This window comes from Flavobacterium sp. CF136, from assembly GCF_000282055.1.
In the GTDB taxonomy this organism is placed as follows: domain Bacteria; phylum Bacteroidota; class Bacteroidia; order Flavobacteriales; family Flavobacteriaceae; genus Flavobacterium.
This window is the reverse complement of record NZ_AKJZ01000021.1, coordinates 73,694-86,824: the sequence shown is the minus strand read 5'-3', so window position 1 is coordinate 86,824 and position 13,131 is coordinate 73,694. Positions and strand designations below refer to the sequence as shown.

13 protein-coding genes are annotated in these 13,131 nt (G+C 33.2%); 3 read left to right on the top strand and 10 right to left on the bottom strand.

Annotation, left to right across the window (positions count from 1 at the left end):
- Window positions 1–102: 102 nt before the first annotated feature.
- From PMI10_RS09280 to PMI10_RS09270, 3 genes are all read right to left on the bottom strand, one after another.
- Window positions 103–489 carry a response regulator gene (locus tag PMI10_RS09280; RefSeq protein ID WP_007807014.1) on the bottom strand — a complete coding sequence of 129 codons (387 nt, stop codon included), beginning with the start codon at window positions 487–489 and terminating at the stop codon, window positions 103–105.
- Complete coding sequence (locus PMI10_RS09275; protein ID WP_238539462.1) at window positions 479–1,786, bottom strand: sensor histidine kinase; 1,308 nt, start codon at window positions 1,784–1,786, stop codon at window positions 479–481. The genes PMI10_RS09280 and PMI10_RS09275 overlap by 11 nt, the downstream gene beginning before the upstream one ends.
- A 353-nt stretch (window positions 1,787–2,139) precedes the next feature.
- On the bottom strand, window positions 2,140–2,541 hold the full coding sequence (locus PMI10_RS09270) for a DUF5958 family protein (protein ID WP_007807010.1): 402 nt from the start codon (window positions 2,539–2,541) through the stop codon (window positions 2,140–2,142).
- A gap of 235 nt (window positions 2,542–2,776) precedes the next feature.
- On the opposite strand from PMI10_RS09270, the gene PMI10_RS09265 reads away from it, so the two are divergent.
- A complete protein-coding gene (locus PMI10_RS09265) occupies window positions 2,777–4,186 on the top strand; it encodes an APC family permease (protein WP_007807008.1) in 1,410 nt (469 codons plus the stop codon).
- Window positions 4,187–4,334: 148 nt separating this feature from the next.
- Window positions 4,335–5,342, top strand: a complete 1,008-nt coding sequence (locus tag PMI10_RS09260; protein WP_007807006.1) for an LLM class flavin-dependent oxidoreductase — start codon at window positions 4,335–4,337, stop codon at window positions 5,340–5,342.
- Between the two features lie 47 nt (window positions 5,343–5,389).
- Here the strand turns inward: PMI10_RS09260 and PMI10_RS09255 are convergent, their stop codons facing one another.
- Window positions 5,390–5,890, bottom strand: a complete 501-nt coding sequence (locus PMI10_RS09255; protein WP_007807004.1) for a pyridoxamine 5'-phosphate oxidase family protein — start codon at window positions 5,888–5,890, stop codon at window positions 5,390–5,392.
- A 17-nt stretch (window positions 5,891–5,907) separates the two neighbouring features.
- Window positions 5,908–6,282 carry a SpoIIAA family protein gene (locus tag PMI10_RS09250; protein ID WP_007807000.1) on the bottom strand — a complete coding sequence of 125 codons (375 nt, stop codon included), beginning with the start codon at window positions 6,280–6,282 and terminating at the stop codon, window positions 5,908–5,910.
- A 215-nt stretch (window positions 6,283–6,497) separates the two neighbouring features.
- Between PMI10_RS09250 and PMI10_RS09245 the strand changes: the two genes are divergently transcribed.
- A complete protein-coding gene (locus tag PMI10_RS09245; protein ID WP_007806998.1) occupies window positions 6,498–7,118 on the top strand; it encodes a DUF4230 domain-containing protein in 621 nt (206 codons plus the stop codon).
- Between the two features lie 98 nt (window positions 7,119–7,216).
- Here PMI10_RS09245 and PMI10_RS09240 read toward each other — a convergent pair whose 3' ends face one another.
- The 5 genes from PMI10_RS09240 to ilvA form a co-directional block, all read right to left on the bottom strand.
- Window positions 7,217–8,476, bottom strand: coding sequence for a glycoside hydrolase family 5 protein (locus PMI10_RS09240; protein WP_007806997.1), 1,260 nt, complete (start codon window positions 8,474–8,476; stop codon window positions 7,217–7,219).
- Between the two features lie 324 nt (window positions 8,477–8,800).
- Window positions 8,801–10,546 (bottom strand): aromatic amino acid hydroxylase, encoded by a 1,746-nt coding sequence (locus PMI10_RS09235; protein ID WP_007806996.1) that lies wholly within the window; start codon window positions 10,544–10,546, stop codon window positions 8,801–8,803.
- A gap of 144 nt (window positions 10,547–10,690) precedes the next feature.
- Complete coding sequence (locus PMI10_RS09230) at window positions 10,691–11,131, bottom strand: hypothetical protein (RefSeq protein WP_007806993.1); 441 nt, start codon at window positions 11,129–11,131, stop codon at window positions 10,691–10,693.
- 100 nt (window positions 11,132–11,231) lie between these two features.
- Entirely contained in the window at window positions 11,232–11,612 is a 381-nt protein-coding gene (locus PMI10_RS09225; protein WP_007806991.1) for a group III truncated hemoglobin, read from the bottom strand.
- 141 nt (window positions 11,613–11,753) lie between these two features.
- A complete protein-coding gene (gene ilvA, locus PMI10_RS09220) occupies window positions 11,754–12,998 on the bottom strand; it encodes a threonine ammonia-lyase IlvA (RefSeq protein WP_007806989.1) in 1,245 nt (414 codons plus the stop codon).
- Window positions 12,999–13,131: the final 133 nt, after the last annotated feature.

Genomic DNA, 13,131 nt, shown 5'->3' with positions numbered 1-13,131 from the left:
TTCTTTAAGGTAACTGGTAACTTGTATTGCTCTCTTTTCAAAAATAATAAAAAAGATTTTCAATCGCGAATAACTTTCTCGCAGGTAAATCGTGTCTTAGAATTAAAGGTGAATTTTCTTTATGAAATCCTCAATTTGTAAAGGTTTGTTTAAAAATTCAGTTACATAATTATTTTCGTTAATTCGTTTAATTTCATCGGGGTCTAATGTAGATGAAAGGACATAAATCTGAATTTCTTTTTTGAATTTTTCACTTAATTTATCAAACTCTTCCAAAAAATCTAACCCATTCATTATGGGCATCTGAATATCCAGCAAAATAATTACAGACTGATTTAAATTTTCGTGATCGTGCAGCCACAGTAAACCCTCCCTGCCATTGTTAGTAATATTTACTTCAATATCAAGAGATTTTCTTATGAGCTGTTTGATAACAAGCTGATCGATAAGATTGTCTTCAATTAATAAAAATACAGGTTTAAATTCCATAAGACCTTGGTATTGTTACAATAAATTTGCTTCCGATATTATTTTCTGAGGTCATATAAATGTTTCCTTTAATGTTTTCAACTGCTTCTTTTACTATATACAGTCCCAGTCCGGATCCTTTGTTTTTGTTTGTCCCAAAATACATTTCAAAAATATGATCTTTAAATTCGTCCTTAATTCCAATTCCATTATCAGATATTTCAATTTTATAAAAATCATTATCCATATAAGTTTTAATGGATATAGACATTTGCTCTTTACTATTGTCAGCATATTTTATAGCGTTTGAAAGTAAATTCGAAATAATGATTTTCAGGCGTAAACTGTCACTTTGAATTTCATCTGCCAATAATTCTTTTGTAATCTCAATTTGGCTGACATTTTCAAAATGCATAAGCTGCAATATGGCTTCATCAATTAGTTCGTGTAAGCTAACAGGTTCTATGATGATTTCTTTTCGTTTGTTTTTCGAATAATCAATAATGTCGATAATAAACTGATCTTGTCTGGCTAAACTTTCGTGCATTAAAGACAGATATTCCCTAATTTGATCGATATTATCTTCAAATTGAGTAATTTCTATCAGGCCTTTTAATGAGGTTATTGGAGATCTTAAATCATGTGAAGCACTGTAGACAAAACGGTCAAGTTCGTGATTTGCCAGTATTAGGTTTTCATTTTTTATTTCGATTTCTTTTTTAGAAGCAATTAGGTGTTTTACCATTATTGAATAATAAAAACTAACACTGCAAATAATAATCAGAATGAAAAATACATTAGTAAAAATAAGCAAGTCTTTTATTTTGCGGGCTCCTTCGCCCAGTGTATTCGAAAAGTTACGTTCATTAATAGTGAGTTTATCGCTGATTGCACTAATATCCTGAAGGAATTTTTGTTGATCTGCAACAGTTAAAATATCATTTTTTATTTTGGTATTGATTTGCTGTCCTGTTATAAATAAATTAAAAATTAATTCATCAGCCTGTTCCCATTCGTTAATAGCATTTGCTAAAAAAGAAACCTGTTTAAAATTAACAAATAACCAAATAATATCGTTTAAGTCTTCCTGGTGGTTTCGGCCCAGAAGTAGTGCCTTGCGGGCAATTTCTTCATCTCCTCCTTTTAATAATGCTACTCGTGCCATTCCGTCACTTTGTGGAACTTTGAGTTCTTCAAGGTATAATTTCCATTGGTTTTCGTCTTTAGTATATAGGTATGTTATCAAATGACGGGAAGCATCTTTTTGCCCTTTTGAATAATATGATTCTCCGCTTATATAGGCTCTGTTTGCAGACAAGGTTTTAATGGTGAAAAAATTGATACAAATTAGCAAGGCACAAGAAACAAAAACAATTAAGAGAAGAATGAAAATATTTGTGAAACGTAATTTCTTATAAACTTGAAATTTAGACATAGCTTCTGAATTTGCAGATTAATAATTTGATTCAAGTCTTGTAGTTTTTTTGAAGAAAAGATGCTTCCTTGGTATTCCCAGGCATGAATAATTGAGAAATTAAACAATTGTTAATTAAATGCTTGACTTTAAACCAAAATAATACTTGATTCAAATTTAATAAAAAAAACAGAATTTACTTTTTATATTTTATTGCTGTTGACATAATTATAAAATTGATATTTATTGATTTAAAATTATTCGAGCTCATGCCAAAAATGCCCACAACCATTTTTACATTCAGTATTTCTTCTTTCGGTATCAGTTATTTTAAAGATCCAAAGTAATGCTGTTATTGTTTTTTTATTTTCGTTTTCAGGAAGTACTGCTAATTTATTAAATGCAATTTTTGTCGGATTGTTTTTTAGAATTACAATTGGAGTGAAAGTTGATTTTAATGGAATTGTGCTTAATGCTTTTTGATAAGCTTCTGAATTATAATCTGTTTTGTTTGGAATAGAATTGATTATATGATTTTTTAAAGTTGAAAAAAGCTCATTAAAATTACATTCTGTATCTTCTAATAAGAGCTTTATACCAACATTAAAATCTATTTTATCTTGAGCAATCCTGTTGATTAGTTCTTCTTTTAAATTCATGTAGTGAAAAAACAACTTTTTAATTTATTCTCTGAAGGTCTTGTCATAGATTCAAGTCTATTACTGCTAAAGTATAAATATCCTTTGAATTATTGAATAATTTTATTTTCTCATGAAAATGAAATCCCGCTCCGGAAGGACACACACAAAATAATTTTAAAGAATCTAAAATCTGCATTCTAAATCTAAAATTTCCAAAAAAAGTATATCTTTAACCAACCAAAAAACCAAAATAATGCAGGAAAACAATCAGGAAAATTTTAAAAGAGAACTCGGATTACTAGACGGAACCATGCTTGTGGTAGGTTCTATGATTGGCTCAGGAATATTTATTGTAAGCGCCGATATTGCCAGACAAGTTGGTTCGGCAGGATGGCTGACACTAATTTGGCTAATTTCAGGATTAATTACCATTATTGCAGCGGTAAGTTACGGTGAGCTGAGTGCGATGTTTCCAAAGGCCGGCGGACAATATGTGTACCTGAAAGAAGCGTACAACAAACTGATTGCTTTTTTATACGGCTGGAGCTTTTTTGCGGTGATCCAAACCGGAACGATTGCTGCCGTTGGTGTGGCTTTCTCAAAATTTGCAGCATATCTTTATGAACCTCTCAGCGATGAAAATATATTGTTTGAACTGGGTTCTTTTAAACTCAACGGAGCTCAGATTGTATCGATTGTAACTATTGTTTTATTGACATACATTAACAGTCGTGGTGTAAAAAACGGAAAAATTTTACAAACAGTCCTTACGATTATTAAAATATTATCCTTGCTGGGTTTAATCGTTTTTGGATTAACGCTTGCAGCAAAAGCATCGGTTTGGGATGCTAACTGGGCAGATGCCTGGACACCAAGATCATATAATACAGATAATGGTTCATGGCTTCCTATCAGCGGAAAAGCGTTGATTACAGGAATTTCGGCAGCGATGGTGGGTTCACTATTTTCGAGTGATGCCTGGGTTGGCGTGACTTTTATTGCCGGAGAGATTAAAAATCCAAAACGTAATGTGGGTTTAAGTTTGTTTTTAGGGACTTTTATCGTTACCATTATTTATGTTTTGACAAATTTGATGTATTTGGCGGTAATTCCGTTAGATGAAATTGCTACGGCAAAATCAGATAGGGTAGCGGTGGTAGCTTCGCAATATATTTTTGGTGATATCGGAACTTTGGTTATCGCCATTATGATTATGATTTCGACTTTTGCCTGTAATAATGGTTTGATTATGGCCGGAGCAAGAGTATATTATACGATGGCAAACGATGGTTTGTTCTTTAAAAAAGCAGCAGTACTTAATAAGTTTAGTGTACCTGCATGGGCTTTATGGGCACAGTGTATTTGGGCTTCGGCTTTATGCCTGACAGGAAAATACGGGGACTTATTGGACTTTGTAATCATTATCGTTTTGATTTTTTACATCTTAACGATCTACGGAATTTTTATATTGCGTAAAAAAATGCCGGACGTCGAAAGACCTTATAAAGCTTTTGGATATCCATTTTTACCATTATTATATATTGTGATTGCTTCAGCGATTTGTGTATCACTTCTTTTTACAAAGTTCTCAACCTGTGGATGGGGAATTTTGATTATGCTGATCGGAATCCCGGTTTATTATCTGACGAAACCAAAAGAATAAAATTATAAAACCCAAAAACGCCTTACTATAAATAAGGCGTTTTTTTATGGATTAATATGTTTCATTTCAAATATTATAATTCTATTAACACCACAGAATTTAGCTTTCGTTTTAAATGGATTAATTTTGCACAATAGCAAATATTTACATGAAAGACTCCATTTCAATCTCCATATTAGAACTCGCCATTATTACACAGGATAGTAATGCGTCTGAAACTTTACAAAAAACAAAAGAGATAGCTCAATTAGCAGACAGTTTAGGATATAAACGATTTTGGCTTGCCGAGCATCATAATATGGCACATGTAGCAAGTTCGGCAACGGTGGTTTTGATTGGATATATTGCCAGTCAGACTCAAAACATACGGGTGGGCTCCGGCGGAATTATGCTTCCGAATCATTCACCTTTGATCGTTGCCGAACAATTTGGAACTCTTGAAACTCTTTATCCGGGCAGGATTGATTTGGGCTTAGGAAGAGCTCCGGGAACTGATCAGCCAACAGCGGAAGCTATCCGAAAAGATTTTTTTGAACAGGCACAGCGATTTCCGCAAAATGTAGCGAAACTTCAGGAATATTTTTCAGAAAAAAATGCGACTGCAAAAGTCAGGGCTTTTCCTGCTGAAGGAACAAAAGTCCCAATCTGGATTTTAGGATCAAGTATGGAAAGTGCATCTTTAGCTGCTTCTTATGGTTATCCGTACGCTTTCGCAGGACATTTTGCACCTCGCCAAATGTTACAGGCATTTGAATTTTACAGGGATAATTTTCAGGCTTCTGCCGTTGCAGACAAACCAAAAACTATTGCATGTGTGAATATCATTGCTGCCGACACAAATGAAGAAGCCGAAAAATTGTCAACGAGTTTGTATCAAATGTTTTTAAATTTAATCAGGAATGATCGTAAAGGACTGCAACCACCTGTTGATTCTCTTGATGATATTATGAGCGAAGAAGAGCGGTTTCATGTAAATCAGATGACAGCTTGTTCTTTTGTGGGAAGTAAAGAACAACTCATAATTGATTTAAAGGAGTTTATTGAATATTCTAAAATTGATGAACTCATGATAACAAGCCCTATTTTTGACCATCATGCCAAATTAAAAAGTATTAAGCTTACAAAAGAAGTAATCGATGAACTAAATAAAAACTAATGTTGTTTTAAAATAAAAAGAAAGAGACTCGTTTGAGTCTCTTTCTTTTATAAATTTAATTTCCCTTCAACACCAATATCCGGGTTATTGCCGAAAAGTGCCGATCCGGCCATTTTAAGCAATGAAATTATTTTGCCGTCTTTCGTATCCCAATAATATGCATCAGAAGGTGTAACCTTTATAATAGTAACGTTTGGGTCTCTTTGTCCTTCTTCAAACCAGGCTTTGGCAATCGGGTTCCATAATTCATCTATTTTTTCCTGATCCCTGTATATTGTTGCATGACCATAGATAGAAATATATTGTGAACTCGAATTATTAGCAAAAAAAAGCTGAACCTGATCGTCTTTTAGAATTTCGAAATTCTTATTACTTGTCGCAGAACTAATAAACCATAAATTACCCTGATCATCTACATCTTCAACACTCATTGGTCTTGATTGAATTGGGGTTTTTGTTAATTCAGTACAAAAAATCCCTATATGTATGCCTTTTACCAATTCGATCAATTTATTGACAGCTTCTTTATTATTTAAATTTTCGTTCATGACATAATTTTTTAAATTTAATCCAAATCAATTTTTTCTGCAGTCCAGTCAACGGCCAGCAAATAATCTTCTTTTTTGAATCCTTTAAATTCCCCGGGCATTATTTTATTAAAAACTTTCGTAAAATTGATCATTCTCTGGCAATCAGTTACAATTGCTGCACGTGTCCATTTTGTAATGTTTTTAATGCTGAGTAACGCTTCATGCAGCCAGGCGCCTAAAGTAAAATCGGTCGGAGAATTGTCAAAAAAGAGTAAATAATTAAGTTTTTGAGTGTCCTCAATTAAAAGTCTTACTTCTGAGGTAACAAAATCAACATCGCCTTTAATAATGTGTCCGGCAGTTTTGAAACCAATCATATTCGGTGGTAATTCTTTAATTTTTTCGATCATGACATTTTCATTTAGGAGGTTTAAAAATCATTTTTCACAAAATTATGCGAAAGGTTGTTTTAAAGGTTATTTAAAAAGCTGATAATCTTACATAATTTCAATGTTTGGAATTAATCGCTCTTTTTTGATTTAAAAAAAGGGTTCAGAATAACTTAAGAATTCTTCTAAAAAAAAAACACTAAATTAGCTATGCGTTTCATTATTAAATCAAAATTATGCTTAAAAGAATTTTAGCCGGTATCGGGATTGTCGTTATAATTGTGCTTGCTTTCAAATATTGTGAATTCAAAAAAGATGACGATTCTACAATCGATTATAATACCAATCTGATACAGCAGCAAATTTTGAATGTTGGAAAATTAGTGGTTACCGAAGGGCATTTTTCCGAAGTACTGACCTATAAAAATCAACAGAAATATTTGATGGACATGGTTTCTTTTGAGAAAAAAGCACTTATTGTCGTGAATGCAAATGTTACGGTAGCGTATGATTTGCATAAAATGAAATACGATATTGATGAAAAAAATAAAACAATTACGATTCTCAATATTCCAAAAGAAGAAATTACGATCAATCCGGATATTCAGTTTTATGATGTTGAGCAAAGCAAACTAAATCCGTTTACAGGGGATGATTACAACAAAATAAACAAATCGGTAAAGGCAAACCTGGCCAAAAAGATTGAAAAATCTTCATTAAAAACAAATGCTCAAAATCGATTAATCAGTGAGTTGTCCAAAATTTTGATTTTGACCAATACAATGGGATGGAAATTACAATACAATGGTAAAGCGATTGAATCCGATAGCGATTTTAATCAGGATTTGAAGTTGTAAAGAAAATAAAAACACGAATTCCACAAATTAGAACAGATCGATTCGTGTTAATTTGTGGAATTCGCTATCTTTTATAAGGGTTGAGGGACAGAAATAATTTATTTTAATCCTTCCATTAAGGCATTTAAAGCCTGGGTATCACCAACAGTATTATTGCTTCTTTTAAAGATTCCAAAACCATTGTTGCCTAAGCTTCCTTCATCCCAATAAAAAGGTACCAAACCGTTGATTTTTGCTTGTTTAACAACATATTTTAAATAATAAGCTCTGGAAGCCAAATGTTTTGTCAAATTTGTACCTGTTAATGAAGTACGTCGCATAGCGCCAAACTCTCCCATGATAACAGGAATTCCTTTATCTATAAATTGCTTTTTCATAAGTCTAAAATCGGCAGTAACAGCGGTTTCTTCTCCCCATGTAGCATTTCTGCCAGTATCGGTTGTTGAATGAAAACCTGAACCCCAATAGTAAAACATTTTTCCCCAGATCTCATCTTTAGTCAATCCACAAAAATTCCATGGCGCATAATAATGAATCTCGACCATCATTCTTCCAGCTATTTTATCGGTAGGCAATGATGTCATTAACTGATTTGTTTTCCCGATATCTGTACCTGGTCCCTGAATTATTAATGTTCTGTAAGCGTTTTTCCCTCCTGTAGAACGTACTGCATTTATGAAAGTTTGGTGATATGACTTTAAAACGGCCATTTCGGTTGCGTCTTTTACATCAGGTTCATTGGCACTGGCAAAAAGCAAATGTCCATTAAAGTTACGTAAATGGGTGGCTATTTGCTCCCAGAAAGCTCGTTGCTTTTCGTTATTTTCAGCTTGTTTGGCTACAGTTATATTCTTTTCTAACCATCCGCCATCCCAGTGGATATTTACTATCACATACATATTATTATCAGTACAGTACTGAACTACCTCTTTTACTCTGTTGAGCCATTCCAATTTTATTTTCAAAGTAGCAGAGTTGGCTAAATTGTTACTCCACGAACAAGGAATACGAATAGCGTTAAAACCTTTGCTTTTTACTGCATCAATTAAAGCTTTTGTGACCTTTGGATTTCCCCAGGATGTTTCGCCACCAGTTGCTTCCAGAGTATTTCCGATATTCCACCCAATTTTTATATTGGATGCAATAGCCTGTGCATTGCTTCCCATTCCGTTAGCGTCTGCCGGCAATGGATTAGTATTATAATTAGGGAACCTTGCTGTTGAAATGGTAGTCTGGGCTGCAATCTCTTGTTTTGCAGCTGCCTCCTGCTCTTCAATAAGTGAATCTTTACTGCAAGCAAGATTTCCAAATAATGCTATGCATAGAATAGCAAAAATTTTGTAGTTTTTAAGTGTCATAAAAAAATGGTTAAATAATTTGTTATAGTTTTAGTAAGTCAGGTTCACATTGCAAGAATTTCAATTACAAATGACACCTGTTTTTCTAATGGTTAATTTGACCACAAGTATAAAGTATATTTTTTATTTGACAAAAAAAATCATAAAAAAGAAGAAGATTAATAATTAATATAAATTAAAAATAAGTTAAAAATATATTTTTAACTTAAACGTTTTGTTATAACTAACTTATAAGTAGGGAACTAATAAATTGAAAATGCGGGGATATAGTAAGGAATATAAATATCCTTATTTTTTGTTCAGTACATGTTTGTAGTATTGTTTTTACACAAAAATCAAATCCAATCCGCCGGAAATTAAATGCGCTATTTCAGGACGTTTTTCTTTTAGCTGGTCAAGATATACCAGGACTTCCGATAATAATTGTTTTTCATCTGAATCCTTCAAAAGTTCTGCAATTTCTACAGAAAGCAGCCAATCGGCAGGATGATCTTTTTTTATTTTTTCAAAAACAGCTTTTAGTTCTGATTTAGAATCTTTATTTTCTCTAATCATGCGTACGGTCTGATATAAAATTTCCAGAGCATCACGCTTGTCAGTATGTTTTGCTTTAATAGTTGTAGTTTTAGGAACTGTATTAATTAAGTCAAAACTATTTACATCGGCAGGACCGGAAAATGCCGAAACGACTTTTTTTCCAATCGCCATATCGTAATTTCCCCACTCTGGCTGAAACAAAACTTCCTCACCATGAGTTACAGTACAATTCCTGAAACTAATCAGGATAATTTCTCCATGTAAATTTCTGGAGCCAGTGATGATTTCACCTTCAACTATAATATTGCCTTCAAATTCTAATTTTACAGTTTCATTTTCAACAATATTGTACGCTTGCAAGTCTTTTGGACTCATGTCTTCTATGGCTAAATTAAAGCCTTTCAGTTTTCCGATCGGGCTTCCAAATCCTTCAGAATGTGTCAGGGTACCATGACCGACTAATTCTTTTTCGCGATAGGATAAAGCGGTTTTTCCGGTTGTCTGAATGTAAACAGGTTTTCCTTCTTCTTCAATTACTTTGGTAAAAACACCGGAAATCTGTAGACCTGTACTTAATTCAATTGTACCTAAAGCATTCGAATGAATCAATTTATTAAGCCCCGAAAGCCCTCCGGTTCGCAAAGCCATTTTGTTGGCGAACTCTTCTAAAATCAAACTTAAATAAGAGAAATTTGGTGTTACATATAATTGAGGCTGTAATTGGGTAATATCAAAATTCTGATTCGCAGCTGAGATATCATAAGGAATTTTCTTTACATTATCTGTCATGCACCAGGCACTTTCACCAATTGAAGAAAGCAATCCGGCACCATAAATTTTAGGATTTTCGACAGTTCCAATCAGGCCATATTCAACTGTCCACCAATGCAGGTTTCGAATCTGAGCCATCTCTGATAATTCGCCCATATTATTTTGTAAATCGGCAACCGCTTTTTCGGCTTCATCAATTTTTTGTTGTGGCGTATCTTCGGCTTCTTTCAAAATCGAAAGTAACCGGATCGCTTCATACATTTGATAATCTTTATGAGATGAAATCGCTTTACAGCCAATTTCTCCAAAACGGCGCAGGTATTCTGCATATTCCGGATTCGCAATAATAGGGGCATGACCGGCACCTTCGTGAATGATATCCGGAGCTGGTGTGTATTCGATATGTTCTAATTGTCTGATGTCTGATGCGATAACTAAAACGTTATACGCCTGAAATTCCATAAAAGCATTGGGCGGAATAAACCCATCAACAGCAACGGCAGCCCAGCCGATTTCGGTCAGAATTCGGTTCATGCCATACATGCTCGGAATCGAATCAATTTCGATTCCTGTTTTTCGTAAACCTTCTAAATAGGAATGATGTGCAACTTTCGATAAATAATCCACATTTTTACGCATCACATAACGCCAAACCGCCTGATTGATTGGAGTATAATCACTATAATCCTGAGGCTTAATAAATTGTTTTAAATGTTTTGGCAATCGTTCTAATAACGGATTTGTTTCAATTGTTGGATTCATTTTGAAAATCGTTGTAGATTAGAATGTAAAATTACGAATTTCAGACGCTATTTTTTGCTGTTAATTACAAAAAAAATATTTAAAACCATTTTTTGTTACATTTTTCATTGATTTATCTCAAAAGCAAGGAAAAACAAATGTCTTTTAACAGTCATTATTTTCATAATTTATTTTCTCCATTTTTTTCTCGTAATTTTCAATTTCTTTTTTAGTCATAAGAACTTCCTTTACGTCTATTTTTAATTGTTTTTTAGTGTCAGGACTTATCCATAAACCACTAAAAGTATTGCTTTCTTTTTTTAGGATCATTACGCCGGTAAATCCATGTTCTACTAATACAAATTTGTTTTCGCTTTTTTTATTTTGAGTAATGTCTAATTGTATCCAGCTCCCTGATTTGTCATAACGATAAATTGCGGTATACATCAAATCAGCTGTACATGGGTTTTCTTCAGTTTTTATGTAAAATGTTACTGGTGTTTTTCCGTCAACTGTACCTTTATATAAGCTGGTTTTTGCAGAAGATTGTGCATTAGCAAGGCTAAAAAAGAAAATACATAATAAAAGGAACAGAATTTTTTTCATATTCAAATGAGATTTTTACAGGTTATGGGACTTTTTGTTTGATTTAAAAGTAATCATATTTTGGTATTGAAAGCAAATATTAATTTGAGCGGATTTTTACTTATTTCTCCAAATTCCTAAAATATTCAATTTTATAATTAAACATATACGCCATATTTGCTGCTCTGACCTTTGCTTCTTCGGCTAATTTTCCAACAAATAAAGAATCTACAGTTGAGGTGAAAATTTCCATCCATCGATTGAAATGAGATTGGTTTACCGGTAATTGTTTATGTGGAGGAAAAGGACTTCCTGAATAAGTATGTTCTTCTAAAAGAATAGTTTGCCAAAAGCGATACATTTTCTCCAGATGTTCTGGCCATCTTCCCATCATTTTCTGATTGAATATTGGGCCAATTAAATCGTCTTTTTGTACCTTATCGTAAAATGTATTTACTAAAATTTTAATGTCTTCAATGTTGGAAATATCTTGAGTCGCCATGTTTTTTAGAATAAGAATAATTACTTTTCTTAGTGAAGTTTTGCGAAAACTTTGTGAATCTCTGTGAAAAAGCAATTACGCAAAGTTACACAAAGATTACACAGAGAATCTCAAAGTTAAAAACAAAAAGCGGAATTAATTTTAACCAATCAGTTGCGTAAACAAATCCTGATTATCATTCAGATATTGAAATTCAAAACCATTTTTTGTCATATTCATTTTAATGGCAAGAATGTCTTTTTTGTTTTTCAGTTCTAATCCAACTACAACTGAACCCATTTCACGACTGGTTTTCTTTGCAAACTGAAAATAAGTAATGTCGTCATCAGGTCCTAAAATATTATTAACGAATTCTTTTAGTGCTCCCGGACGCTGCGGAAACTGAATCATAAAATAATGCATCAATCCTTCGTAGAGCAAGGAGCGTTCTTTTATTTCGGCAGTTCTTTCAATGTCGTTATTACTTCCGCTTACAACACAGATTACGTTTTTACCTTTTATTTTGTCTTTATAAAAATCTAAAGCTGCAATTGTCAAAGCTCCGGCGGGTTCTACAACCATTGCCTCTTCATTGTATAATCTCAAAATCGTGGTACAAACCTTTCCTTCGGGAACTAAAATAATATCGTCAAGATTTTCACGGCAGATTTCAAAAGTCATATCGCCAACTTGTTTTACGGCGGCTCCGTCAACAAATTTATCAATGGTTTTTAGTGCTATATTTTTATTTTCCTGAATAGAATTTTTCATTGATGGAGCACCTTTAGGCTCAACACCAATAATTTTGGTATTAGGACTTAAATGTTTAAAAACTTCAGATAATCCGGAAGCCAGTCCGCCGCCGCCAATCGGAACAAAAACATAATCAATTGGTTCTTTGCAGCTGTCCAGGATTTCTAAACCAACAGTTCCCTGACCTGCAATAACTTTTAAATCATCAAAAGGATGAATGAAAATTTTATGATTTTTTATGGCATCCGCAGTAGCCGAAGCATAAGCATCATCAAAAGTATCTCCGGTCAGAACGATTTCAACAAATGATTTTCCAAATAATTGCACTTGCTTTACTTTCTGCTTCGGAGTTGTTTTCGGCATATAAATTTTGCCTTTTATATGAAGCAAGTTGCAGGAATATGCTACGCCCTGTGCATGATTTCCTGCGCTGGCACATACAATTCCTGTTGCTTTTTCATCATCGGTTAACGAAGAAATTTTGTTGTATGCTCCTCTGATTTTATACGAACGGACAATTTGTAAATCTTCTCTTTTTAATAAAACAGTCGATTTAAACTCGTCAGAAAGATTCAGGTTTTGTGTGAGCGGAGTAGCGGCAACTACATTTTCGAGTTGCTTTTTTGCATTCAGTACTTCGTTAAATAGATTCATAATGTTTGTTTTTGCCACGAATTACACAAATTTGCTCTAATTTTTTTTATTTAATAGCAAAAAATAATTTGTGTTAATTCGTGCAATTCGTGGCTGTTTTTTAATTATTCATTAAATAAAAAAACCTCCCGAT